Genomic DNA, 24,852 nt, shown 5'->3' on the forward strand with positions numbered 1-24,852 from the left:
CTGCGTCACGGGCGCCATCCTCGCACCCGCGCGGGGCGGGGCGGTCGGGTACCCGGCACGGGTGCGCGGGGTGCCGGCTGTGGGAACCTGGGCCCGACCCGGCGCGTTGTGCCCAGCGTGTGCGTCCTGCCCGGTGCGTGCACGCGTGACCCGTACCCGACGACGAGGACCTCAAGGCCGTGACCTTCGCCAACCCGTCCGCACGACAGCCCCGGGGGCCACGACCGCCCCGGCCACCGAGAGGCGCCGCCGGCCGTCGGCGTCCGAGCCCGATCGCGATCACCGTCGTGGTGCTCGCGCTGGTCGTGGTTGCGGTCCTGCTGCTCGCCCAGTTCTGGACCGAGGTCCTGTGGTTCGACCAGCTGGGCTACTCCCAGGTGCTCTGGACGCAGTGGCTCACCCGCGGCGCCCTGTTCGTCGCCGGCCTGCTCGTCATGGGCGGGGCCGTGTTCGCCAGCCTCGCGATCGGCTACCGCACCCGGCCGGTGTACGCGCCGTCCAACCAGGAGCAGGCCAGCCTCGACGCGTACCGCGAGGCCGTCGAGCCGCTGCGCCGCGTCGTCCTGGTCGCGGGTCCCGCGGTGCTCGGCCTGTTCGCCGGCATCGCCGCCTCGCAGCAGTGGAGCTCCATCCAGCTCTGGATGCACAGCACCGAGGTCGGGCAGACCGACCCGCAGTGGCACATGGACCTGTCGTTCTACATGTTCCAGCTGCCGGGCATGCGGTTCGTCATCAGCTTCCTCATGGCCGTCACCGTGCTCTCCGGCATCGCGGCCGTCGCGACGCACTACCTCTACGGCGGCTTCCGCGTCGGCGGCTCCGCCGGCACGCCCCGCATGACCAAGGCCGCCCGCGTGCACCTGTCGGTGATCGCCACGGTGCTCATGGTGCTCATCGCGGCCAACTACTTCCTCGACCGGTACTCGATCCTCACCCGCGAGGGCGACCGGTTCGAGGGCGCGTCCTACACCGACGTGCACGCCGTCATCCCGTCCAAGAGCATCCTGGCGGTCGTCGCGCTGCTCGTCGCCGTGATGTTCGTCGTGACCGCGGTGCGCGGCTCCTGGCGGATCCCGGCCATCGGCGTCGGCGTCATGGTGCTGTGCGCCGTGGCCATCGGCGGCGTCTACCCGGCCGTCGTCCAGCGGTTCCAGGTGAACCCGAACCAGCAGGACGCCGAGGCGCCGTACATCCAGCGCAACATCGACGCGACGCTGTCGGCGTACGGCCTGGAGGACGTCGAGACCACGGACTACAACGCGAGCGTCACGGCCGAGCCGGGCGCCCTGCGCGAGGACGCGGAGACCACCGCGTCGATCCGCCTGCTCGACCCGCAGGTCGTCTCCGACTCGTTCCGCCAGCTCGAGCAGATCCGCGGGTTCTACTCGTTCCCCGACACCCTGTCCGTCGACCGGTACGACGTCGCGGACGAGAGCCGGGACACCGTGATCGCGGTCCGCGAGGTCGACCTCGACGGCCTCGACGCCCAGCGCCGCAACTGGACCAACGACACCACCGTCTACACCCACGGGTTCGGCGTGGTCGCGGCCTACGGCAACACCACGACGTCGAGCGGCGCCCCCGAGTTCTGGGAGGGCGGCATCCCGTCCTCCGGCGAGATGGGCGAGTACGAGCCGCGGATCTACTTCGGCCAGAGCTCGCCGGACTACTCCATCGTCGGCGCCCCCGAGGGCTCCGAGTGGGAGCTCGACTACCCGGACGACGAGTCCGGCGGCGCGATCAACACGTCGTTCCCGACCAGCGAGGTCTCGGCCGGCCCGGAGATCGGGACGTTCTGGAACAAGCTGCTCTACTCGATCAAGTTCGGCTCCGAGCAGATCCTGTTCTCCGAGCGGGTCACCGCCGAGTCGCAGATCCTCTACGACCGCGACCCGGTCGACCGCGTCCAGAAGGTCGCGCCGTACCTGACGCTCGACGGCCGGGTGTACCCGGCGGTCGTCGACGGGCGGGTCAAGTGGATCGTCGACGGCTACACCACGTCGAACCAGTACCCGTACGCCGCGGCGCAGTCCCTCGAGGACGCCACGGTGGACTCGCTCACCGAGACCTCGACCACCATCGCGGCCCTCCAGCCCGAGAAGGTCAACTACATCCGGAACTCGGTGAAGGCCACAGTCGACGCCTACGACGGCACCGTCACGCTGTACGCCTGGGACGCCACCGACCCGGTCCTGCAGTCCTGGAGCAAGGTCTTCGACACCTCGCTGCAGCCGGTGTCCGAGATCAGCTCGGAGCTGATGAGCCACATCCGCTACCCCGAGGACCTGTTCAAGGTGCAGCGGACCCTGCTCGGCACCTACCACGTGACCGACCCGGGCCAGTTCTTCTCCGGCAACGACGCGTGGCGGACCCCGAACGACCCGACGGCCGCCGGCCAGAACGTCGCGCAGCCGCCGTACTACCTGACGCTGGAGATGCCGACGCAGGACGCGGCGACGTTCTCCCTGATGTCGACGTACGTGCCAGCGGGTGGCAACGCCCGTGACGTGCTGACGGGGTACATCGCGGTCGACGCCGAGGCCGGGAACGCCGCAGGCGAGCCCGCGGACGGCTACGGCAAGATCCGGCTCCTGGAGCTGCCACGCGACTCCACGGTCCCCGGGCCGAACCAGATGAACAACAACTTCACGTCCAACCCGGACGTGTCGAACGAGCTGAACATCCTGGCCCGCGGCGACTCCGAGGTCATCCGCGGCAACCTGCTCACGCTGCCCGTCGGCGGCGGCCTGCTGTACGTGCAGCCGGTCTACGTGCAGGCGGCCACCGGCACGCAGTTCCCGCTGCTGCAGCGGGTGCTCGTGGCGTTCGGCGACCAGATCGGGTTCGCCAGCACCCTCGACGAGGCGCTGGACCAGGTGTTCGGCGGCGACGACGGCACGTCCGCCGGTGACGCCGGCAACGAGATCACGCCGCCCGACACCGGGGACACCGGCGGCGACACCGGGGACACGGGCGACGGCACCGCCACGCCGGCGCCCACCCCGGCCCCGACGGGTGACACCGGCGCCGGTGCGACGGACGCCCAGACCCGGCTGACGCAGGCCATCGACCGGGCCACCCAGGCCTACCAGGACGGGCAGGCCGCGCTGGCGGACGGCGACTTCGCCGCCTACGGCGAGGCGCAGGCCCGGCTCCAGGAGGCCCTGGAGGACGCCGCGGCGGCCGACGCGGAGCTGGGCGGCTCGGGAGGCTGAGCCTCCGGCGCACGCACGACGGCGGCGGGCCGGTTCCCTCGGGGGAGCCGGCCCGCCGCCGCTTCCGGGCGGGGCCGGCTGCGGCGCGGCCGAGGCGCGAGGTCGGCGGTTGCGCTCGAGGTCGGCGGCTCCGCCGGGGGTCTGCCGGACGGAACCGCCGACCTCGCCCCACGTGGGCGGGAGGGGTGTGACCGAGGGCACGGGGGCTGGATTTGGAACGCCCGTCACCCTGGCGTAACGTAGTGATCACCGACGCGGGGTGGAGCAGCTCGGTAGCTCGCTGGGCTCATAACCCAGAGGTCGCAGGTTCAAATCCTGCCCCCGCTACAAGAAGACGAAGGCCTGGACCATCTGGTCCGGGCCTTCGTGCTGTGCGGGGTGCGGTCGTCGTGCCTAGCGGGCGGAGCGCTGGGCAGCCGGGCGCCGACGCAGCGCGGCGTCGGCGACCTCGGGGCCGCGGTAGACCATGTCCAGCGCGCCGATGCTCTCGCCCGGCGGCACGATCGCGTCGATCCGGTCCAGGACCTCGTCGGGCAGCGCGACCTCGGCGCCGGCGAGGGTGGCCTCGAGCTGCTCCATGGTGCGCGGGCCGATGATCGCTGCCGTCACGCCCGGGTGCGCGATCGCGAACGCCATCGCCAGGTGCGGCAGCGCGATCCCGACCTCGTCCGCCAGCGCGAGCAGCTGCTCCACCGCGGCCAGGCGGCGCTCGTCACGGAAGTGGCGCATCCCGGTGCTCGCCCGGAACGTGTCGTTCGCCTGCCCGGCCCGGTACCTCCCGGTGAGCGCGTCCCCGGCGAGCGGGCTGTACACGAGGGTGCCCATCCCGTAGCGCTGCGCCACCGGGAGGATCTCGCGCTCGATCTCGCGGTCCAGGATCGAGTAGTTCGGCTGCTCGGTGCGGAACCGCTCGAACCCGCGGCGCTGGGCGGCCCGCTGCGCCTCGACGATCTCCGAGCCCCGCATCGAGGACGAGCCGATCGCCCGGACCTTCCCCTGGCGCACGAGGTCGCTGAGGGCGGACAGCGTCTCCTCGGCGGACGGCTCGCCGAACCCGATGTGCGGCTCCTGGTCGACGGGCTGCTGGTGCGCGCCTAGCGGGCGCGTTCCCCGGAGGGGGCAGTTCACCCGATCGACGCGTCGCGTCGCACCTCGCTCAAGCAGCGCTCCACAGGTGCCGAGGACGTGGTCGACGTGCAGTCCAGGACGCTGGGGAGCGAGCGATGACGAGCGATGACGCCTATGAGGACTTCCTCGCGGCCTACCGGACGGCACGGCCGGCCCGGGACTACGCCGTGATGGTCGACGTGGGCACGGTGCTCGCGCGCCGGACCGCGATCGCGGTCCTGGAGGCGCTCGGGACGCCGGTCAAGGAGAGCGCGAGCACGGTCGCGCTGGTGCACCACGCAGGGGTCGAGGAGGTGGAACGCGTCGGACGTCTCGACCGGACCCAGCCGTGGCCGCCGCGCGAGCTTCTGCCGCGCCTGTACAGGGCGATCTGGTGGCTCTCGAGATCCGACGAGACGGCCCGGGTGGACGGCACCCTCCGCGCGGACGCGCCGTACCGCGACCTCGGGCACCTGCTCAGGTGCCTCATGAACGACGCGCGCCAGCTGCTCGCGGCCTGTCCGAGCACCGCGGTCGCGCCGGACCCCGCCTATGTCCGGGTCAGCTGGTCCGGGACGGGCCTGCCGTCCGCGGGGTTCCCCGTCGACGAACCTGACGAGGAGCAGGCCGAGGAGTGGTGGTGCGCCGCGCACGAGCTGGTCGAGATCGAGCCCGCGGCGTGGAAGCCGTTCGTCGTGGCACTGGAGCACGAGGGGACGGAGTGGCCGGACATGGTCCAGGTGCCCGACCTGGAGCTCGTCGTGTACTCCGACCGGTTCCGTGATGCTGTGGAAGCCGCCCGTCGTGACGGCGACACGCACGGCTGGCTCGCCGTCGGGGTGCACCGGGCCGGTGAAGCGCGGACCTACGCGGTCCTGAACGTGTGGGGTGCCGCGGGCGCGAGCGTCCACGGGATGGAGGAGCGCCTCGCCGGCGACCGGACCGTGGTGCTGCCCGGGCCGGGAGGAGGAGAGCCCGTCTTCGCGGCTCGGGCGCGCGCCGCTGTGGACGCGGCCGGCATCGCGCTTCCGTGGAAGACCGTCGAATAGGCCCCGGCGCCCGACTCGCGTATGGTGGGGGGCACCGACGCGGGGTGGAGCAGCTCGGTAGCTCGCTGGGCTCATAACCCAGAGGTCGCAGGTTCAAATCCTGCCCCCGCTACGAACGCGAAGGCCCGGGCCGCACGGTCCGGGCCTTCGTCGTACCCGCGACGTCGCGGGCGCTCAGCCCTGCGACCGCCCGATGAGCTCGAGGGTGTCGACCACGCGGTTCGAGAACCCCCACTCGTTGTCGTACCAGGCGACGACCTTCACGTGCTTCCCGTCGACCCGGGTCAGGTGCGAGTCGAAGACGGACGACGCCGGGTTCCCGACGATGTCCGAGGAGACCAGGAAGTCCTCCGAGTACTCCAGCACCCCGGCCAGCGCGCCCCCGGCCGCGGCGCGGTAGGCGGCCAGGACGTCCTCGCGGGTGACGTCGCGGGCGACGGTCGCGTTGAGCTCGACCAGGGAGCCCACCGGCACCGGCACCCGGATGGAGTCGCCGGAGAGCCGCCCGTCGAGCTGCGGCAGCACCAGCCCGATGGCCTTGGCGGCGCCGGTCGTCGTCGGCGCGATGTTGACCGCGGCCGCCCGGGCGCGGCGCGGGTCGCGGTGCGGGCCGTCCTGCAGGTTCTGCTCCTGGGTGTAGGCGTGCACGGTCGTCATGAAGGCGTGCTCGATGCCGGCGAGCTCGTGGAGCACCAGGGCCAGCGGGGCCAGCGCGTTGGTCGTGCAGGAGGCGTTGGAGACGACGGTGTGCGCGGCCGGGTCGTAGGCGTCGGTGTTGACGCCGTAGGCGATCGTGACGTCCGCCCCGTCCGAGGGTGCGCCGACCAGGACCGCGCGGGCCCCGGCGTCGAGGTGGCCGCGGGCGGCGGCGGCGCTCGCGAACCGGCCGGTGGACTCCAGCACGACGTCGACGCCGAGCTCCGCCCAGGGCAGCCGGGCGGGCTCGCGCTCGGCCAGGACGGCGATCCGCCGGCCGTCGACGACGAGGTGGTCGCTGTCGACGGACACGGGTCGGCCGAGCCGCCCGGCGGTCGAGTCGAACGCGAGCAGGCGGGCGAGGGCCGCCGGCTCGGTGAGGTCGTTGACGGCGACGACCTCGAGGTCGCTGCCGCGCTCGAGGAGGGCGCGCAGGACGTTGCGGCCGATGCGTCCGAAGCCGTTGATGGCGACGCGGGTCATGGGTACCTCCGGTGGGTCGCTGTGCGGGACGCCACCAGCCTCGGCGGGCCGGCGCGCCCTCGACAGCGGCGCGCGCGCCACGGTCCGCACGGATCCCGCCACCCGTGGTCGCGCCGGCGGGCTACTCGCCGCGGGCGAACGTCCGCCGGTACTCGCTCGGCGTGGTCCCGAGCACCCGCTGGAAGTGCCGCCGCAGGTTCGCGCCCGTCCCGAGCCCGACGTCGACGGCCACCTGCTCGACCGACCGCTGCGAGCGCTCCAGCAGCTCCCGGGCGACGTCCACCCGCGCCCGCAGGACCCACTCCATCGGGGTGTAGCCCGAGTCCTCGACGAACCGGCGCGAGAACGTGCGCGGCGACACCGCGGCGTGCCGCGCCAGCGCCTCCAGGGTCAGCGGCTCGCCGAGCCGGTGCAGGGCCCACTCCCGGGTGGCCGCGAACCGCTCGCCCAGCGGCTCCGGGACGCTGCGCGGCACGTACTGCGCCTGGCCGCCCGAGCGGTACGGCGCAGCCACCAGGCGGCGCGCGGCGTGGTTGGACGGGGCGACCCCGAGCTCGCGCCGGATCAGGTGCAGGCACAGGTCGATCCCGGACGCCGCGCCGGCGGAGGTGAGCACCTGGCCCTCGTCGACGAACAGCACGTTCTCGTCGACGGTGACGCGCGGGTACCGGGCGGCGAACGCCCGCGTGTAGTGCCAGTGCGTCGTCGCCCGCCGCCCGTCGAGCAGGCCCGTCGCGGCCAGCGCGAACGCGCCGGTGGAGATCGCGGCGAGGTCCGCGCCCCGCGCGTGCGCCGCCACGAGCGCGGCCACGACGGCGGCCGGCGGGTCCTCCTGGTCGGGGTGCCGGTACCCGGGGATGAACACGACGTCCGCCCAGGCCAGCGCGTCGAGGCCGTCGGCGACGTGGTACGACAGGCCGTCACCGCCCCGGACCAGGCCCGGCGTCGGGCCGCAGACCCGGACCTCGTACGGCATGCTCGGCCGGTTCGTGAACACCTGCGCCGGGATGCCGACGTCGAGCGGCTTCGCGCCCTCGAGGACGAGCACGGCGACGCGACGGAGGCGGGGGGCGGCCACGGCGCCAGCGTACGGCCGGCGACCTCGTGGCCCGCCGTCGTGCTCCGGCGCGCGCCGTGCGCCCGTCAGGGCCGGCGGCGCAGCTCGACCGCCCGGCGCAGCCCCCAGAGGTAGTCGTCCGGCCGCTCCCAGGCCGCGAAGTGCCCTCCGTGGGCGTGCTCCTGCCAGTCCGCGACGCGGAAGAACCGCTCGGCGAAGCGGCGCGGGGCGTTGACGAGGTCGTGCGCGAAGACCGTGAACACCGTGGGCGCCTCGATCCGCGGCCAGTCCTTCGCGCCACCCGCGGCGTACGGGGCGAACGAGGTCCCGATCGATCCGGTGAACCAGTACGCGCTCACCCACGTGAGCGCCTCGTCCGGGGTGAACGCGCGGGAGAGGTCGCCGTCGGAGTCGGTCCAGGCCACGAGCTTCTCGACGATCCACGCCGCGAGGCCCGCGGGCGAGTCGCCGAGCGCCGCCGCGAGCGTGCCGGGCCGGGTCGACTGCTCGTGCATGTAGCCGCCCTGCTCGGCCTGCCAGCGGTGGCCGTGGGCCACGTAGGCCCGCTCCTCGTCGTCCAGGTCGTCGGGGAGCCCGGCCAGGAAGTGGTACTGCGAGACGTCCGTGAGGTGCAGTGCCGTGACCATCGCGGGGTGGCGGGCGGCGAGCGCCTCGGCGACGTCGCAGCCCACGTCGCCCGCGGAGACCACGACGTGCCCGAACCCGGCCTCCCGCACCGCGGCGGCGACGGCGTCGGCCATCGCCACGGCGGACAGCCCGCCGCCGGGGACGGGCGCGGCGAACGGGAAGCCGGGGAGCGCCGGGGCCACCACCGTCAGGTCCTCCAGCGCGGGCAGCACGCGCTCGAACCGCAGCACCGAGTCGGGCCAGCCGTGCAGCAGGACCACGACCGGCGCGTCCGCGGCCGCCCGGCGGACGATCGCGCGGACCGGGACCGCCGCCTCCTCGGTCTCGACCCACGGGTGGGCGGCGATCCGGTCCTCGTGCGCGCGCCAGTCGAACCCCTCGCGCCAGTGCGCGAGGAGGCCGGCCAGCAGGTCGGGGTCGACCCCGAGCGGCCGGCCCAGCGTCGGGACCGGGACCGTGCGGGTCCTGGACAGGCGGTCGGCCAGGTCGTCCAGCGCGTCCGGGGTGACCCGGGCGAAGGTGTGCTCGCGCATGTGCGTCCCCTCGTCGGTCGCGGTGCCGTGCGTCGTGCGGTCGGGACCAACCTGGCACCCGGGTCTGACACACGGCCCACCCGCCCGGCACCGGCGCGGTGCCGAGCGGTCGCCCGCGCGAGCGCCCCGCGATACAACGGACGGCATGGCCGACGTGCACCGCGAGATCGAGCGCAAGTACGCCGCCGACGCGGACGTCGAGCTGCCGGCGCTGACCGAGCTCCTGCCGGGGGCGGCCGGGCTGCCGGACGGCGGGACGCCCGTGGCGACCGGCGAGGACGCGGCCGAGCTGGACGCGACCTACTTCGACACCGCTGACCTGCGGCTGGCCGCGGCCGGGCTGACCCTGCGCCGGCGCACCGGCGGGCCGGACGCGGGCTGGCACCTCAAGGTCCCGGCCGGCCCGGACGAGCGCTCGGAGGTCCGGCTGCCGCCCGGCCGGGCGGCCCGCACGGTGCCGGCGACGCTGCGGGCCCTGGTGCACGCCGCCACGCTGGGCGCGACGCTGCGGCCGGTCGCCGAGGTGCGGACGTCCCGCACGGTGCACCGGGCCGCCGACGCCACGGGGCGGGTGCTGCTGGAGCTGGTCGACGACCGGGTCACCGCCCGGCGGATCCGGCCCTCCGGGTCGACCGGCGACGTGGTCGGCGCCGCCGAGGAGTGGCGCGAGGTCGAGGTCGAGCTGGTCGACGGTCCCGCCGACCTGCTGGACGCGGTGGAGGAGCGGCTGGGCGCGCTCGGCGTCCGGCCGGCGGGGCAGCGCTCCAAGCTGGAGCGGGTGCTGGGCCCGGCGGACGAGCGCGCCCCCGTCCCCCGGCGGTTGACGGCGACGTCGCCCGCCGGGGAGGTCGTGGTGGGGTACCTGTCCGACCAGCTCGACCGGCTGCGCGAGCAGGACCTGCGGGTCCGGCTGGGTGCCCCCGACGCGGTGCACCAGATGCGGGTCGCGGCGCGGCGGGTGCGCAACGCCCTGCGGACGTTCCGCCGGCTGTTCGAGCCGGGCGTCGTGCGGCCGCTACGGGACGAGCTCGGCTGGCTGGCGGACGTCCTCGGCCGGGCGCGGGACGCGGAGGTGCTGCGCGAGCGGGTGCGGTCCGCGGTCGAGGGGCCGGGTGCGGAGGAGGCCGTCGGGACGGGGACGCACGGCGCGGCGGTGGCCGCCGACGCGGAGCTCGGGCGGGCGGCGCAGGACGCGATCGACGCGCTGCTGCGCGAGCTCGACGGCGACCGCTACCGGCGCCTGCTGCGCGACCTGGCGTCGTTCGTCGCCGAGCCGCGGTTCTCCGAGGAGGGCCGGCGCCGCGCGCGCCGGGTGCTGCCCGCGCAGGTCGCCCGTCGGGACCGCAAGGTGCGGCGCCGGCTGCGCCGCGCGCGCCGGGTCCCCGAGGGCCGGCGCCGGGACGACGCGCTGCACGACGCGCGGAAGGCCGCGAAGGCCGCCCGGTACGCGGGGGAGTCCGTCGCCGGCGTGCTCGGGAAGGACGCCGCCCGGTACGCGCGCCGGATGGAGGACCTCCAGGAGGTCCTCGGGGAGCACCACGACTCCGTGGTCGTGCGCGCGCGGCTCCGCGACCTCGCCCGGCACGCGCCGAGCACCGAGGTGGCGTTCCTGTACGGCCGGCTGCACGCGCTGGAGGAGGCGCGCGGCCGGGACACGGCGCAGGCGGCCCGCGCCGTGTCCTCCGCGGCGACGGCGACGAAGCTCCGCCGCTGGCTCGGCTAGCGACGCCGCCGCGCCGAGGTCGCGGCTCCGCCGACGCCGGGGCGCCGGCAGCGCGCGACCTCGGCGGCCCCGGCTGCGCGCGCCTCAGACCCGGAAGCCGCCCACCAGGCGCTGCAGGTCGGTCGACATCTCCGCCAGGGACGTCACCGCCCGCCGGGACTCCGCGGCTCCCTGGGTCGTGAGGTCCGCGGCGCCCGCGACCCCGGCGATGTTGCTCGCGATCTCACCGGAGCCGGTGGCCGCCTCGGCCACGCTCCGGTTCATCTCCGCGGTGGTCGCGGTCTGCTCCTCGACGGCGCTCGAGATCGACAGCTGGAAGTCGTTGATCTGCGCGATGATCCCGGCGACGTCGTCGATCGCGGTGACCGCGCCGGCCGTGTCCGCCTGGATCGACTCGACGCGGCGCGCGATGTCCTCGGTCGCCCGGGCGGTCTCCTGCGCGAGCTCCTTGACCTCGCCCGCGACGACCGCGAACCCCTTGCCGGCCTCGCCCGCGCGCGCCGCCTCGATCGTCGCGTTGAGCGCGAGCAGGTTCGTCTGCTCCGCGATCGAGGTGATGAGCTTCACGACGTTGCCGATCTCCTTGCTCGACTCGCCCAGGCGGTCCATCGTGGCGGTCGTGGTGCCCACGGCGGAGACGCCCTTGCCGGCGACCTCGACCGCCCGCGACGCGCTCCGGGCGATCTCCTGGATGGAGGCGCCCATCTGCTCCGACCCCGCGGCGACGGTCTGGACGTTGCGCGACACCTGCTCCGCCGCGGCGGAGACCACGCCGGCCTGCGCCGCGGTCTCCTCGGCGGAGGCGGCGATCTGCCCGCTGCTCGCGGACATCTGCTCGGCGGCCGACGCCAGCGCCGTCGACGACCGGTCGATGGTGCCGATGACGCCGCGCAGCGTGCCGACGGCCGAGTCAAGGGCCGTGCCCATCCGGCCGACCTCGTCCCGGCTCGTGAGCCCGGCGGTCACGGTGAGGTCGCCCTGCTCGAGGGCCGCGGCGACGACCTGGACCCGCTGCAGCCCGCGCACGATCGACCGCGCCACCAGGGCGGCGAGCGCGAGGGCCAGCGCGGTCCCGACGACCAGCAGCCCGATGACCGTCGTGCGGCTGACGCGGTAGTCCGCGGCCGCCCGCTCGACGGCCGCGGCGGCGGCGGACTCCTCGCGCTCGACGAGCGCCGTCGCGCTCGCGGACATCGCGTCGATGATCGGCTGCGCGACGGCGTCGCGGACCTCGGCGAACCCGGCCGTGTCCCCGGCGCGGCTGGCGACGAGCAGCTGGTCGTCGCGCACCCGCAGGTAGTCGGCGAGCGCGGCCTCGAAGGCGCCGAGCGCCGCCCGCGACTCGTCGTCGAGCGGCAGCGCGGCGTACGCGGCGATCGCGTCGTGGAGCTCGGCCTCGCTCGCCGCGATCTTGTCCTCGAACCGCGCCAGCACGGTGTCGTCGGTGGACAGCGCGTGGTTGGTGACGTCGAGCCGCATCTGGACCATGGCCCGGCGCAGGGTCGCGGCCTGCTGCAGCCCGACGACGTTCTCGGCGTACATCGCGGTGGTCGCGGCGTTCGTGGACCCGAGCGCGACGATGCCGACGACGCCCACCAGGGCGCCCACGGCGGCGGCGAGCAGGACGGCGGCCAGGATCCGGGCGCGGACGCCGCGATCGGCGAGCCAGGACAGGACGGACGGGCGACGGGCGCCCGCGGTGACGGTGGTGGTGGTCACGGGATCTTCCTCCGGCGTGCACGCGGGGCACCCCCTGCACCCCGGCGCCCGACCCATCGGCAGGGCGACGCCGTCGCTCTGGGACTTTGGTCCCGAGGTGGCTGAGCGCGCGCGCGACGCCGGTCTCGGCCACGCTGGGTCCCGGGCGTCCGAGCCGGGGAAGGGGTGGTCAGCGTGCCGGAGCGGCGGCGCCGTGCGACGTCGGCGGGGAAGGACCAGGCCGGGGCGCGCGGGCTGGAGACCTACCGGTCGATGCGCGACTTCGACCGGACCGCGGAGCCCGCGGGTGCCGCGACCCCCGCCCCGACCGAGCCGGGCGCGCCCCGGCGGTTCGTGGTCCAGCGGCACCGTGCCCGGCGGCTGCACTACGACGTGCGGTTCGAGGTCGACGGGGTGCTGGTGTCCTGGGCGGTGCCGCGCGGCCCGACGCTGGACCCGGACGCGCGGCGGATGGCCGTGCACGTGGAGGACCACCCGCTGGAGTACGAGGACTTCGAGGGCGTCATCCCGGCCGGCGAGTACGGCGGCGGCGACGTGATCGTCTGGGACCGCGGCACCTGGGAGCCGCACGGCACGGACGACCCGGCGTCGACCATCGCCGCGGGGGAGCTGCACGCCGACGTGCACGGCGAGAAGCTGCGCGGGCGGCTGGTCCTGGTGCGCCGGGGCGAGCCCGGCGCGGACGGCAAGGAGCAGTGGATCCTCGTGCACAAGCACGACGAGCACGCGGTGCGGGGCTGGGACGCCGAGGACCACCCGCGCTCGGTGCTCAGCGGCCGGACCAACGACGAGGTCAAGGCGGACCCCGACCGGCTGTGGCGCTCCGACCTTCCCGCGGCGGAGGCGTCCGTGGACCTGCGCGCGCCGGCGGCCGACCCGCCCAACGACGACGAGCTCGCCGCGCTCGACGACCTCGGCCCGAACGGCGGGACCTGGGACGTGCACGGCCGCACGCTCAAGGTGACGAACCTCGACAAGGTGCTCTTCCCGGCCCGCGACGGCGAGGAGCCGGTGACCAAGCGCCAGCTGCTCCGGTACGCCGCCCGCATCGCCCCGGTCGTGCTGCCGTACCTGCGCGGTCGCGCGCTCAACATGCACCGGTTCCCGCAGGGCGCCGGGACCGCCGGGTTCTGGCACAAGGAGCTCCCGTCGCACGCGCCCGACTGGCTGCCGCGCTGGGACAACCCCGAGGCGGACGACGACGACACCCGCACCTACCTGGTCGTCGACGAGCCCGCGGCGCTGATCTGGGCGGCGAACTTCGGGGCGCTGGAGTGGCACGCCTGGACCTCGCGCACGGACGCGCCGCGGCGTCCCACCTACGCGCTGGTCGACCTCGACCCCGGCCCGTCGACCGCGTGGGAGGACGTGCTGCTGCTCGCCCGGCTGCACCGGGACGCGTTCGAGCACCTGGGCGTGCGCGCGGTCCCGAAGGTCACCGGGCAGCGCGGCATCCAGATCTGGGTCCCGATCGCGACCGGCCCGTCGTTCGACGACACCCGCGCGTGGGTCGAGCGGGTGTCCCGCACCGTCGGCGCCGTGGTCCCGGACCTGGTCAGCTGGAAGTGGGAGGTCAAGGCCCGCGGCGGGCAGGCGCGCCTCGACTACACGCAGAACGCGATCAACAAGACCCTCGTGGCGCCGTACAGCCCGCGGGCCCGCGCCGGGGCGCCGGTGTCCGCGCCGATCACCTGGGACGAGCTCGACGAGCCCTGGCTGCGGCCCGACGCGTTCACGATCCGCACGGTGCTGGACCGCGTGGCGGAGCGGGGCGACCCGTTCCGCGCGCTGCTCGGGGAGGGGCAGGTGCTGCCGCGGCTGGCGTAGCGGTCACCGGGCCGTCGAGGCCGGATCAGCGGCGCCCGGCGCCGGTCGCCGCCGTGCCCAGCGCTCGCGCGCTCGGCGGTCGCCACGGGACATCGGGTCCGCCCAGAGGAACGGGTTGAGCCGGTGCCGCTGCCAGCACAGCACCGCGACGACCGCCGTGGTCCCGAACTGGGGCAGCAGCGCGGCGACCACCGACCACGCCTCGCCCCAGCCCGCCCACGCGGAGATCGTCGTGAGCACCAGCCCCGGCGCGAGCGCGTGCGTGGCGCTCAGGCCGGCGACCATCCACCTCGGCACGCCGCGGTGCGGTCGGCGGCCCCGGACGAGGAGGGCGACGTGGGCGGCAGACGCGCCCGCGACGACGAGGCCGGGGACGGTCAGCCAGAGAACCAGTACGGGGAGCCGATCGGCCGCCACGAGGTCCTCCCAGACGGTGCCTCCGCCGCGAGCAGCGACGACCACCGTCCAGAGCACGGCGTCCGGGCCCACGGGTGCGGCCGCCGCGGCCGTGGCGAGCTGCGCCGCAACCGCGGCCGCGCTCAGCAGGAGCCACGACCGGATCCGGTGCAGGACGGCCGCGCCGAGGTCGGCGTCGAACGGGGGCGGCACCGACGTGTCGTACGCGTGGCGGGCCATGCCCAGGGCATCGGCAGGTGCGCACACCCGCTGAACCGTCCGGCGCCACCATCGAGCGTCGGGACCTCGGGCAGTGGGCCGCGGCGAACGGGATCGTCACGGCGCACGCGGAGGGCTGACGCGAGGCCGGGCGGCGTCGGCGCCGCCCGGCCTCCAGCGGGCGTCAGTGGCGGCGGCGCGCGGCGGTCAGCGCGGCGAGCGGGCGGCGGTGCCGCGGCCGGCGCTCGGGGGCGTCGCCCCGGGCGGACTGCGAGCGCCGGTGCTCGAGCCGGTGCTCGAGCTCGCGCTCGCGCTGGCGGTACACGACGAGGAACAGGTCGGGGTGCACGGGGTCCTCCTGCACGGGTTCGGGTGGCGGGTCACGCCACCGGCCGGGTCGCCGCGAGGGAGCGGTCGCGTCCTCGCGGCCCGTGGACCGGGGGTGGTGGTCCACGCCTCCATCGTCCCCCGCACGCGCCCGGCGAGCCCGCTGACCTGGGGGTGGATCACCCGTCCGCGCGGCGCGACGCCTCGGGGCGGCGGGGCGCGGAAGGGACCTCGGTCCCGGTACGGCACAGGCGCCGCCCGTGCGCGGGCGCCTCAGGGGCGGGCGGCGTCCTCGACCGCGCGGAGGACGCCGATCGCGTGCTGGAGGGAGTGCCAGGCCGGTGCGGCGGCTCCCGCCTCGACGAGCGCGCGCACCTCGGCGAGGTCGTCGCTCACCTGGCCGACCGTGAGGTCGGCGTCCCGGGCGGGACGCCGCGACAGGTCGAACGCCCGGTCGACCGGAAGGTGCCAGTAGTGGTCGCGGGCGATCAGGAGCTCGGTCCCGTGCTCCGCCTCGAAGGCGTCGAGGGCGAGACCGAGCGCCGCTCGGAGATCCGAGAGGCGGAGGATGGCGTCCGACATGTCACGAGCGTCGCAGACTCGTGGAGGGTCTCAGTGTGCCAGCGCCCGCACCGTGTCGATCGTGTCCGCCGCCGCCGCGGTCTTGTCGTCGCGGTACCGGAGCACCCGCGCGAACCGCAGTGCCAGCCCGCCGGGGTACCGGGTCGACCGCTGCAGCCCGTCGAACGCGATTTCCACGACCTGCTCCGGCCGCAGCGTGACGTTCCAGCCGTCGTCGGCGACCTCCAGCTCCCGGAACCGCGCGGTCTGCCAGGCGAGCATCTCGTCCGTCATGTCCTTGAACGTCTTGCGCGACACGAGTGACGAACGACTGCGGCCGCAGGGCAGCGCACGCTAGATTGGGCCCGCAGCGGCCAACGGCATTGGAGTCCAGGGTGTCCTCACAGACCTTCCTTGAGAGTTGTGGATTCGTAGGCGACCCTTTCGCGTCGACCAACTCCGAGAACGAGGAGAGCCTCGCGGATTATTTCGTGCCACCGCCTTACTTTGAGAGTGTCCTCGGGTCGCCCAAGTCGCCGAAATCGACCATCGTGTTTGCTCCTCGCGGCAGTGGAAAGACGGCGCAGCGCAGGATGATCGAGATCGCCTCGGGGAAAGGTGCCGACTTCGCATGTGTGACCTACACGAACTTTGCTGAGATTGATCCGCTTTCCGCGACCCTTTCGGATCACCAAAGGGCCTTATGTCGCTTGCTGACGGTGGCCGCCCTCAGTCACATCGCCGACGACCCTTCGCGTGCCGGTGCGCTAAGCGAGCACAATAAGCAAGTGGTCAAGTATGCCGCGAGTGCTCTGCTCAGCGACCTCAACCAGCAAGAGCTAGAAATTGCCATCTCGTCGGTCAAGTCGCTGGGAGACAAGGCGGCAGACACATGGCGCAAGTATGGCGGCTTTGTTGCTGTCGGCATCGCAGCAATCATGAAGAAGTTCGGCTTCGATGGGGTTAACCTGCCCGCCGAGTTGTCCGAGACCGCGCGCGAGTCGGCCGCCCTGGCGTACCTCTTTCCAAAACTGCTGGAGGTTTTCAGCGCACTCGGGTTCCACGCGGTCTATATCCTGGTGGACAAACTCGACGAGACGAGCAAGACTGCAAACAGCGCTGAGCGAGCGTTTGAGTTGATTAGTCCGCTTCTCTTGGACCTCACGACCGTCGAGCAGCCTGGTGTCGCCTTCAAGTTCTTTCTTTGGGATCTTCTCGAATCGCCCTTTGTGGAGAATGGCGGACGTGGCGACCGACTCGGTGTCGCGAACCTGCATTGGACCGTGCCTGAGTTGATGGAGATGCTCAGCCGTCGCGTGGCCGCGTTTTCCGACAATCGCATAACGAGTTTCAACCAGTTGGTCGAAGCCGATTGCGATCTTGACGTGCATCGACTGCTGGCCTATCTCAGTCCGAATTCGCCACGCGACATGATCCGAATGTGCGAGAAGATCGTTGCCGAACATACGCGACAGCCAGATTACCCCATCCTGATTTCTACGCGCACGGTTCTCAAAGGGATCCACGAGTTCGCAAAGATCCGCAGCCAGGAACTGTTTGGCCGGTTCATGAAGGACTTGACGAGGCTCCCGCAGCCCTCATTTACAAATACGCGTCTCGCTAGCGATGTGTTCAAGATTTCGACCACTGCGGTGCGGAACAAGATTGTCAGCTGGATTGAGGCGGGAGCGGTTGAGAAAATCGGCGAAGAGAGTCGCGGCGCCAAGCCACTTCACAAGTATGCATTCAGGGACCCGCGGACGGCAGTTGCAACGGCTCCGCTAACTGGCCTAACAAGGCTGCTCGAATCTGAGATCTTCATCTGCCCGTCGTGTTCAACCATGCTGATTACATCGACGCCGTCTGCGCCTTGTAAGGAGTGTGGCGCGGAAGCGCGTGAGGGCGAGGTTAGAAGCCTGCTTCGGGTTTGCGCGAGGTCATCGACAGGTGATTGAGCCGGCCGCGGCTCACGTCGTATGGATCAGGTTCTAGAGCATGCTTTGCAGCGTTTCGATCGTGTCGGCCTCGATGGCTGCCTTGTCTTGACGGTATCGGAGTACACGGGCGAACCGAAGGGCGATACCACCCGGATAGCGGGATGAACGCTGAACTCCGTCGAAGGCAATCTCGACCACCTGCTCGGGGCGAAGTGTGACAGTCCATCCGTCATCGTCCACGGCTAGCTCTCGAAAACGCGCGGTTTGCCAGGCGAGCATCTTGTCGCTCATCCCTTTGAAGGTTTTGCCAACCATCACCCAGCCGATTCCGTCGCTGTCCTGCTTCGTCTCGCCCAGCATGACGAAGCCGCCTTCGCCGTCACGCGCGCCCAGGTGGATGTTCGACAGCGAGCCGACCCGGCGGCCGGAGCCGCGCTCGACGGCCAGCACCACCAGGTCGAGCGTGTGCCGCGGCTTGACCTTGACCCAGGCGCCGCCGCGCCGGCCGGCCTCGTAGGGCGCAGCGGCGTCCTTGACGATGACGCCCTCCTGGCCGGCGGCGACCCAGCCGGTGAACGCCTCCTGCGCGACCTGCGGGTCGGCGGTGACGACCCGCTCGACGGCGTGGTCCGGGGCGATCGCGTCGAGGACGGCGAGCCGCTCGGTGAGCGGGGCGTCGAGCAGGTCCGCGCCGTCGCGGTGCAGCACGTCGAAGAAGAACGGCCGCAGCGCGGTCGTGGCGGCGAGCTCGGCGTCCCGGGTGGCGCTGCGGGCGGCGGTCTCCTGGAACGGGCGCGGGCGGCCGGCGTCGTCCAGGGTCAGCGCCTCGCCGTCGAGCACCACCGAGCGCACGGGCAGGGCGCGGACGGCCTCGACCACCTCCGGCACGCGCGCCGTGATGTCGTCGAGGCTGCGGGTGTAGACCCGGACGTCGTCGCCGTCGCGGTGCACCTGGATCCGGATGCCGTCGAGCTTGGCGTCCACGACGACCGCGCGGCCGTCGAACCCCGCGACCGCGGCGGGGACGTCCGGCGCGGAGGCGGCGAGCATCGGCCGGACCGGGCGGCCGACGGTGAGCCCGAAGGCGTCCAGCGCCGCCCGCGCCGCCTCCGGGTCGGTCGCCGCGAGCGCCGCCTCGGCGACCGGCTCGCTGCCACCGGCCAGCATCGCCGCGCGCCGGACGGCCGCGACCGGCACGCCCGCGGCCTCGGCGACGGCGTCGAGCAGCAGGGCGTCGAGCGCGCCCTGCCGGACCTCGCCGGAGACGAGCCCGGCGAGGAACCGCTGCTCCTCGGCGGTGGCGGCGCCGAACAGCTCCGCCGCCAGCGCCGCGCGGGCGCCCGCGGACCCCGGCCCGGACAGCCCGGTCATCCGCTCGAAGGTGGCGTCGACGGCGCGCACGTCGAGGGACGGCTCGGCCGCGGGCTGCGGCAGGTCGCGCAGGGACCGCCAGCCGAGGCCGGTGCGCCGCTGCCGGAGCTCGCCCGCGAGGTAGCGCGCGACGACGGGCACCTCGTCGGGGCCGGTCCGGCGCAGCAGGTCGACGAGCAGGGCGCGCTTGGCCAGGCGCGAGCGGGTCGCGGCCAGGCCCGCGCTGGTGGCGGCGACGTCGGCGAGCAGCACGTCCGTCATCCTGCCGCCGACCTCCGACACCCGCCCGCCGACCGGCGCACCGTGTCACTCGGGGGACAGGGCGCCCCGGGTGAGCCGGACTTCCTCGGCGTCGAGCTGCGCCTGCACCTCGCGCAGCACGATGTCGTCGATCGTCCGCTCGTCGCGGAGCTGCACGACGGCGGCGCGCTTGTGCGCGAGCACCGCCAGGCGCAGCGCGTCGAAGTCGGCCTCGCGGGGGCGGCCGTCGTCGGTGCGCTCCGCGTCCGCCTCGGCGAGCGCCTCGGCGTGCATCCGGTACTCCGCCTCCAGCTTGGCGACCACCTTGCCGTCCAGCCCGAGCCGCGCGGCCTCCGCGGGCAGCGCCTCCAGCGCGGCACGGGTCGCGACCTGCTCGGCCTGGTGCCGCTCGGTGTCGACGGCGTCGTCGGCGGGCAGTCGCGCCCAGCGCACCACCGCCGGCAGCGTCAGGCCCTGGACGAGCAGGGTCGCCAGGATGACGCCGCCGGTGACGAAGATGATGACGTCCCGCTCCGGGAACGGGGCGCCCTCCGCGGTCACCTCGGGCACGCCGAGGGCGGCGGCGAGCGACACCGCGCCGCGGAACCCGGCCCACGCCCCGGGCATCCGGTGCCGCCAGGACACCCGCCGGGTCCGCTGCACCGGCCGCCGGTCGAGCGCCCGGACCACGTAGGGCGTGGTGTGGAACCACAGCATCCGCGTGCCGATCACGGCGACGAACGCCGCGGCCGTCCAGCCCAGCGCCTCCGCCAGCCCGGCCGAGGAGAGCCCGTCGGCGGCCGTGACGAGCTGGATGCCGACCAGCACGAACAGCGCGCCGTTGAGCACGTGGCTGACCACCGCCCAGAACGACTGCGACTGGACGCGCGCGGCCGCCGGGATCACCCGCGGGCCGCTCTGGCTGAGCAGCAGGCCCGCGACCACGACGGCCAGCACGCCCGAGGCGTGCACGAGCTCGGCCAGCAGGAACGCCGCGAACGGGGTGAGCACGCTGATCACGCTCTGCTGGATGGCCTCGTGCACCCGCTCGCGGAGCTGGACCGCCAGCCACCACACGGCGACGCCCGCCGCCACCCCGCCCAGGTACGAGATCGTGAACCGGCCGGCGAGGTAGCCGCCGGTGACCGGCTCGGCGACGGCGTGCACCGCGATCGCGTAGATGACCAGCGCCGTGCCGTCGTTGATCAGGCTCTCCGCGCGCAGGGTGGTCAGGGTCCGGCGCGGCATGCCCTTCGCGACCCCGGCGACGGCGGTGGCGTCGGTCGGGGCCAGCACGCCGCCGAGGATCCACGCCGGGCCCCAGTCCATCCCGAGCGCGTGCAGCACGGCGGCCACGGCGCCCGCGGTCACCAGGACCAGCAGCACGCTGGACAGGACGATCACGCGCAGGTTCGCGCGGATCTCCCGCAGCGACGTGGTGAGGCTCTCCCAGTAGAGCAGCGCGGGCAGCACGACCAGGAGCACCATCTCGGGTGGCACGGTCAGGCCGCGGAACGCCGGCAGGAAGCCGAGCGCGATCCCGAGGACGAGCAGCACCAGCGGCGGTGCGACGCCGAACCGGCGGCCCAGCGCGGTCCCGGCGAGGAGCGCCAGCAGCACGACGACGATGAGCTCCAGCGTGAGCACGGTGCCTCCTGCGGCGGGCGGGGTCGCCGGGCGGCGGCCGGGCGGGACGGCAGCAGGATGCTCGCCGCCGACCCGCCCGGCAAGACCTGGGACCTCAGCCGGCGTGCACCGGCTCCGGCAGCACCCCGGTGGTCGCGAGCCGCCGGTACCAGTGCCCCGAGTCCTTCACGGTGCGCTCGAGCGTCGCGTAGTCGACGTGCACGATCCCGAACCGGCGTTCGTACCCGTACGCCCACTCGAAGTTGTCGAGCAGCGACCACGCGAAGTAGCCCCGCACGTCCGCCCCCGCGTCCAGGGCGGCGCCGACCGCGTCGAGGTGCGCGTGCAGGTACCCGACCCGGTCGGCGTCGTGCACCCGCCCGTCGTCGGCCACGACGTCGGGGTAGGCGGCGCCGTTCTCCGTGATCCACAGCGGGAGGTCCGGCCGCCGGCGGTGCAGGTCGAGGAGCAGCCCGGTCAGCCCGGAGGGGTCGACGACCCAGCCCATCGCGGTGCGGGGGCCCGGCTGGTGCAGCCACCGGACCCCGGTGACGAGGTTGGCGGGCGGCCGCTGGTCACCGTCAGGCGACGCGGCCTGCACGTCGGCGGTCCCGTCCGCCCCGGCTCCGCCGGCCCCCGCGACCAGCGCCGTCGTGTAGTAGTTCACCCCGAGCGCGTCGAGCCGGGTCCGCACCAGGTCCAGGTCCCCGTCGCGCACGAACGACCAGTCCGTGAGGTGCGCCGTCTCGGCGACGACCTCCTCCGGGTAGGCGCCGTCCAGCAGCGGCCCGAGGAACACCTCGTTCGCCACCCGGTCGAGCCGGGCCTTGGCGGCCACGTCCTCCGGCGCCGTGGACGCGGCCCGGTTGACCTGCAGGTTCAGCGTCACGGACACCTGCGCCGCGTCGCCCGCCGCGGCCCGGACCGCCCGGGCGCCGAGCCCGTGCGCCAGGTTGAGCGTGTGCACGGCCGCGAGGGCGCGCGCCGGGTCCTGCACGCCGGGCGCGTGCTCGCCGGAGGCGTACCCGAGGTAGGCGGTGCACCAGGGCTCGTTGAGCGTGGTCCACAGCGGCACCCGGTCGCCGAGCGCGCCGGCGACCAGGCCGGCGTAGTCGGCGAACCGCCACGCCGTGTCCCGGTCCGGCCAGCCCCCGGCGTCCTCCAGCGGCTGCGGGAGGTCCCAGTGGTAGAGCGTGACGACGGGGTCGATGCCGTGCGCGAGCAGGGTGTCGGCGAGCCGGCGGTAGAAGTCGAGCCCGGCCTGGTTCGCGGGCCCGCGCCCGGTCGGCTGCACGCGGGGCCACGCGACGGAGAACCGGTAGGCGCCGAGGCCGAGGTCGGCCATGAGCGCGACGTCCTCGGCGAACCGCCGGTAGTGGTCGGTGCCGAGGTCGCCCGTGTGGCCGCCGAGCACGGCGCCGGGCGTCCGGGAGAACGTGTCCCAGATCGAGGGGCCGCGCCCGTCGGCGTCGGTCGACCCCTCGACCTGGTACGCCGCCGTGGCCGCGCCCCAGACGAAGCCGTCCGGGAACCGGCGCGTCACCGGGCCGCCTCGAGGTCGGCCTCGAGGTCCGGCGCGCCCGCGAGCGGCACCCCCCGCAGGTCGTTCGCCGACCGCATCACCGGCGCCGCCGTGAGGTCGGCCAGGTCGAGCACCGCGTCCGTCGAGACGTGGAACGTCGCCCGCTCGCCCGCCAGCAGCGTGACCAGGGCGTCGTCCACGACCGCGTCCGCGGCGAGCCGGTCGGCGTGCAGGGTGACGTCCGCCGCGTACGACCGCGCGACGACCTCGACCCGGTACCCGCCCGGCTCGCGCGCCGCGGTGGCCCGCACCGCGCCCGGGTCGAGCCGCAGGTCGACGTCGTCGACGAACGCGTGCGTCGCGCGCCGCTCCGTCCCGCCGTCCGCCAGCCGCGCGGCGAGCACCTCGCCCGTCGGGTCGCCCGGGGTCGCGAGGTCGGCGGGCAGCGGCACGACGGCCACGGACCGCGGCTCGACCGCCACGGGCAGGGCCGCCGCCGCTGCGGTCACCCCGCCGAGCGTCTCGCGGCGCAGGTGCGCGGTGCCCGCCCAGGGCTCGTCGGTGTCGTTGGTCGCGACGAGGACGACCCCGCCGTCGCGCTCGGCGAGGAACAGCGTCCGCGGGGCGCCGGCCGCGCGCAGCGCGTACCAGAGCGGCTTCGGCCGCTCCGCGGAGTCGACGGCGGCCCAGGACGTGACCGGCCAGCAGTCGTTGAGCTGCCAGACGATCCAGCCCGCGGTGCGCGGCCACCAGGCGCGGTAGTGCTCGACCGCGTGCCGGACCGCGCGGGCCTGGTTGAGCTGGGTCGCCCAGTGCCAGTCCGCGAAGTCGCGGGGGACGCCGAGGTGCGGGGCCAGGCCGCGGTCGAGCTTGCCGTTGCCGTCCTCGGCCTTCTGGTGCACGAGGAACACCGGGTCCTCCTGGGGCACCGGCGCGTCGGCGAGCGGCCCGCCGTCGACCGCGTGCACCGAGTCGACCAGCGTCCGCCAGGCCGGCGGACCCTGGAAGCCGAACTCCGAGCAGAACCGCGGGATCTCCGAGCGGTACACCGTGTAGTCGACGCGGTTCCACACCTCCCACTGGTGGTGGGTGCCGCGGTCGGGGTCGTTCGGGTGCACGTCGGCGGGGTCGCGCCGCGGGGTGAACGGGCTGTTGGTGGCGTACGGGCGGGTGGGGTCGAGCTCGGCCAGCACGGCGGGGAACAGCTCCTCGGCGTACCACCGGCCCCAGGTCGCGTCGCCGAGGAGCGCCTGCCAGCCCCAGTCCTCGTGGCCCCAGACGTTCTCGTTGCCGCCGTTCCACAGCACCAGGGACGGGTGCGGCATCAGGCGCACGACGTTCTCCCGCGCCTCGGCCTCGATCTCGGAGCGCAGCGGCTCCTCCTCGGGGTAGGCCGCGCAGGCGAGCAGGAAGTCCTGCCAGACCAGCAGGCCGCGCTCGTCGCACGCCTCGTAGAAGTCCTCGGACTCGTAGATCCCGCCGCCCCACACCCGGAGCAGGTTGAGGTGCGCGTCGGCCGCCTGGTCGAGCCGGCGGACCAGTCGCTCGCGGGTGATCCGGGTCAGCAGGTGGTCGTCGGGGATCCAGTTGGCGCCGCGCACGGCGACCGGGCGGCCGTTCACCACCAGCGTGAACCGGGTGCCGTGCTCGTCGTCGGCGGTGTCGAGGGCGACCGACCGGAAGCCGACCCGGCGGCGCCAGGTGCCCAGGACCCCGGGCCCCGCGCCCGCCAGCGTCACGTCCAGGTCGGCCAGCGGCTGCTCGCCGTGCCCGACCGGCCACCACACCGGTGCGTCCGGCACCGCGAGCTCGACCGTGGCGGCGGAATCGCCGGCCGGCACGGTCACCGACGCCGCCACCCCGAGCACCGCGGCGCGGACGGTCAGCGGTCCGTCCGCCACGAGCCCCGAGCGCTCCACGTCCACGTGCACCGCGACCCGCCCGGTGCCGTCGGCGTCGAGGGTGACCAGCGGCCGGACCCGGGCCAGCCGGGCCACCGACCAGCGCTCGACCCGCACCGGCTTCCACAGCCCGGCGGTGCGCAGGTCGGGGCCCCAGTCCCAGCCGAACGAGCAGGCCATCTTGCGGACGAAGTTGAACGGCACCGGGCTGTACGCCGAGGGCCGGTCGCCCAGGGCGTCCCGCACCTCGTCGGCGTAGGCGGTGGCGGAGCGCAGGTCGACCGTCAGCGCCCGCGGGGTCCCGTCCGCGAGCGGACGCACGTCGTACCGGTACGACCGGTGCATGTTCGCGGTCGTGCCGAGCACCCGTCCGCCGAGCGCCACCGTGCCCACGGTGTCGACGCCCTCCAGCACGAGGTCGACCCGCTCGCCCTCGGCGGCCGGCTCCAGCGCGAGCGCCCGCTCGTACCGCCAGTCCGTGCCGTGGAACCAGCGCACGGACTCCTCGTGCGCGTCCAGGTACGGGTCGGGGATCAGGCCGGCGGCGAGCAGGTCGGTGTGCACCGACCCCGGCACCTCGGCGGCGAGCGGGCCCGCGGCGAGGACGGCGTCGGGCACGGCTCCGGCGGTGGCGGTGACGGTCCAGCCGTCGGCGAGGGTGTGGTGCTGCACGGGTGCTCCCGGATGTCGCAGGG

The 24,852-nt window shown here is 74.3% G+C and carries 17 protein-coding genes, 2 tRNA genes and 1 pseudogene; 7 read left to right on the forward strand and 13 right to left on the reverse strand.

Annotated features, from left to right (window positions below):
- The first annotated feature begins 179 nt into the window (after positions 1 to 179).
- A complete protein-coding gene (locus tag G6556_RS03105; protein WP_166938530.1) occupies positions 180 to 3,215 on the forward strand; it encodes a UPF0182 family protein in 3,036 nt (1,011 codons plus the stop codon).
- A 253-nt stretch (positions 3,216 to 3,468) separates the two neighbouring features.
- A tRNA-Met gene (locus tag G6556_RS03110) sits at positions 3,469 to 3,542 on the forward strand.
- 66 nt (positions 3,543 to 3,608) lie between these two features.
- Here the strand turns inward: G6556_RS03110 and G6556_RS03115 are convergent.
- Positions 3,609 to 4,343, reverse strand: a complete 735-nt coding sequence (locus G6556_RS03115; protein ID WP_346774691.1) for an aldo/keto reductase — start codon at positions 4,341 to 4,343, stop codon at positions 3,609 to 3,611.
- Between the two features lie 95 nt (positions 4,344 to 4,438).
- Here G6556_RS03115 and G6556_RS03120 point away from each other — a divergent pair, with 95 nt between their 5' ends.
- A complete protein-coding gene (locus G6556_RS03120; RefSeq protein ID WP_166938532.1) occupies positions 4,439 to 5,371 on the forward strand; it encodes a hypothetical protein in 933 nt (310 codons plus the stop codon).
- A 38-nt stretch (positions 5,372 to 5,409) separates the two neighbouring features.
- A tRNA-Met gene (locus tag G6556_RS03125) sits at positions 5,410 to 5,483 on the forward strand.
- Positions 5,484 to 5,545: 62 nt separating this feature from the next.
- Here G6556_RS03125 and gap read toward each other — a convergent pair.
- From gap to G6556_RS03140, 3 genes are all read right to left on the reverse strand, one after another.
- On the reverse strand, positions 5,546 to 6,550 hold the full coding sequence (gene gap / locus G6556_RS03130) for a type I glyceraldehyde-3-phosphate dehydrogenase (RefSeq protein WP_166938534.1): 1,005 nt from the start codon (positions 6,548 to 6,550) through the stop codon (positions 5,546 to 5,548).
- A gap of 121 nt (positions 6,551 to 6,671) precedes the next feature.
- Positions 6,672 to 7,628 carry a helix-turn-helix domain-containing protein gene (locus G6556_RS03135; RefSeq protein ID WP_166938535.1) on the reverse strand — a complete coding sequence of 319 codons (957 nt, stop codon included), beginning with the start codon at positions 7,626 to 7,628 and terminating at the stop codon, positions 6,672 to 6,674.
- Positions 7,629 to 7,693: 65 nt separating this feature from the next.
- Positions 7,694 to 8,788 carry an epoxide hydrolase family protein gene (locus G6556_RS03140; protein ID WP_166938537.1) on the reverse strand — a complete coding sequence of 365 codons (1,095 nt, stop codon included), beginning with the start codon at positions 8,786 to 8,788 and terminating at the stop codon, positions 7,694 to 7,696.
- Positions 8,789 to 8,933: 145 nt separating this feature from the next.
- On the opposite strand from G6556_RS03140, the gene G6556_RS03145 reads away from it, so the two are divergent.
- Positions 8,934 to 10,511, forward strand: coding sequence for a CYTH and CHAD domain-containing protein (locus G6556_RS03145; protein WP_166938539.1), 1,578 nt, complete (start codon positions 8,934 to 8,936; stop codon positions 10,509 to 10,511).
- A gap of 84 nt (positions 10,512 to 10,595) precedes the next feature.
- Here G6556_RS03145 and G6556_RS03150 read toward each other — a convergent pair whose 3' ends face one another.
- Positions 10,596 to 12,230 carry a methyl-accepting chemotaxis protein gene (locus tag G6556_RS03150; protein ID WP_346774692.1) on the reverse strand — a complete coding sequence of 545 codons (1,635 nt, stop codon included), beginning with the start codon at positions 12,228 to 12,230 and terminating at the stop codon, positions 10,596 to 10,598.
- A 174-nt stretch (positions 12,231 to 12,404) separates the two neighbouring features.
- Here G6556_RS03150 and ligD point away from each other — a divergent pair, with 174 nt between their 5' ends.
- Complete coding sequence (ligD, locus tag G6556_RS03155) at positions 12,405 to 14,057, forward strand: non-homologous end-joining DNA ligase (protein WP_346774693.1); 1,653 nt, start codon at positions 12,405 to 12,407, stop codon at positions 14,055 to 14,057.
- 3 nt (positions 14,058 to 14,060) lie between these two features.
- Here ligD and G6556_RS03160 read toward each other — a convergent pair whose 3' ends face one another.
- From G6556_RS03160 to G6556_RS03175, 4 genes and pseudogenes are all read right to left on the reverse strand, one after another.
- The gene (locus tag G6556_RS03160) at positions 14,061 to 14,693 is read right to left on the reverse strand and encodes a hypothetical protein (RefSeq protein ID WP_166938543.1); all 633 of its coding nucleotides are present in this window, start codon (positions 14,691 to 14,693) and stop codon (positions 14,061 to 14,063) included.
- Between the two features lie 163 nt (positions 14,694 to 14,856).
- Positions 14,857 to 15,021 (reverse strand): hypothetical protein, encoded by a 165-nt coding sequence (locus G6556_RS03165; protein WP_166938545.1) that lies wholly within the window; start codon positions 15,019 to 15,021, stop codon positions 14,857 to 14,859.
- A 251-nt stretch (positions 15,022 to 15,272) separates the two neighbouring features.
- The gene (locus G6556_RS03170; RefSeq protein ID WP_166938546.1) at positions 15,273 to 15,581 is read right to left on the reverse strand and encodes a hypothetical protein; all 309 of its coding nucleotides are present in this window, start codon (positions 15,579 to 15,581) and stop codon (positions 15,273 to 15,275) included.
- A 30-nt stretch (positions 15,582 to 15,611) separates the two neighbouring features.
- Positions 15,612 to 15,881: pseudogene (locus G6556_RS03175) on the reverse strand (ATP-dependent DNA ligase); the annotation flags it as partial.
- A 74-nt stretch (positions 15,882 to 15,955) separates the two neighbouring features.
- Here G6556_RS03175 and G6556_RS03180 point away from each other — a divergent pair.
- Positions 15,956 to 17,515 (forward strand): hypothetical protein, encoded by a 1,560-nt coding sequence (locus tag G6556_RS03180; RefSeq protein ID WP_166938548.1) that lies wholly within the window; start codon positions 15,956 to 15,958, stop codon positions 17,513 to 17,515.
- 33 nt (positions 17,516 to 17,548) lie between these two features.
- Here G6556_RS03180 and G6556_RS03185 read toward each other — a convergent pair whose 3' ends face one another.
- The 4 genes from G6556_RS03185 to G6556_RS03200 all read right to left on the reverse strand — a co-directional run bounded on the left by G6556_RS03185 (position 17,549) and on the right by G6556_RS03200 (position 24,829).
- Complete coding sequence (locus G6556_RS03185) at positions 17,549 to 19,120, reverse strand: ATP-dependent DNA ligase (protein ID WP_166938567.1); 1,572 nt, start codon at positions 19,118 to 19,120, stop codon at positions 17,549 to 17,551.
- A gap of 54 nt (positions 19,121 to 19,174) precedes the next feature.
- Complete coding sequence (locus G6556_RS03190; protein ID WP_166938550.1) at positions 19,175 to 20,755, reverse strand: Na+/H+ antiporter; 1,581 nt, start codon at positions 20,753 to 20,755, stop codon at positions 19,175 to 19,177.
- A 94-nt stretch (positions 20,756 to 20,849) separates the two neighbouring features.
- A complete protein-coding gene (locus G6556_RS03195; protein WP_166938551.1) occupies positions 20,850 to 22,277 on the reverse strand; it encodes a family 1 glycosylhydrolase in 1,428 nt (475 codons plus the stop codon).
- A complete protein-coding gene (locus G6556_RS03200; RefSeq protein ID WP_166938553.1) occupies positions 22,274 to 24,829 on the reverse strand; it encodes a glycoside hydrolase family 2 protein in 2,556 nt (851 codons plus the stop codon). The genes G6556_RS03195 and G6556_RS03200 overlap by 4 nt, the downstream gene beginning before the upstream one ends.
- Positions 24,830 to 24,852: the final 23 nt, after the last annotated feature.

The sequence above is a fragment of the Cellulomonas sp. IC4_254 genome, assembly GCF_011603975.1.
Classification (GTDB): domain Bacteria; phylum Actinomycetota; class Actinomycetes; order Actinomycetales; family Cellulomonadaceae; genus Cellulomonas.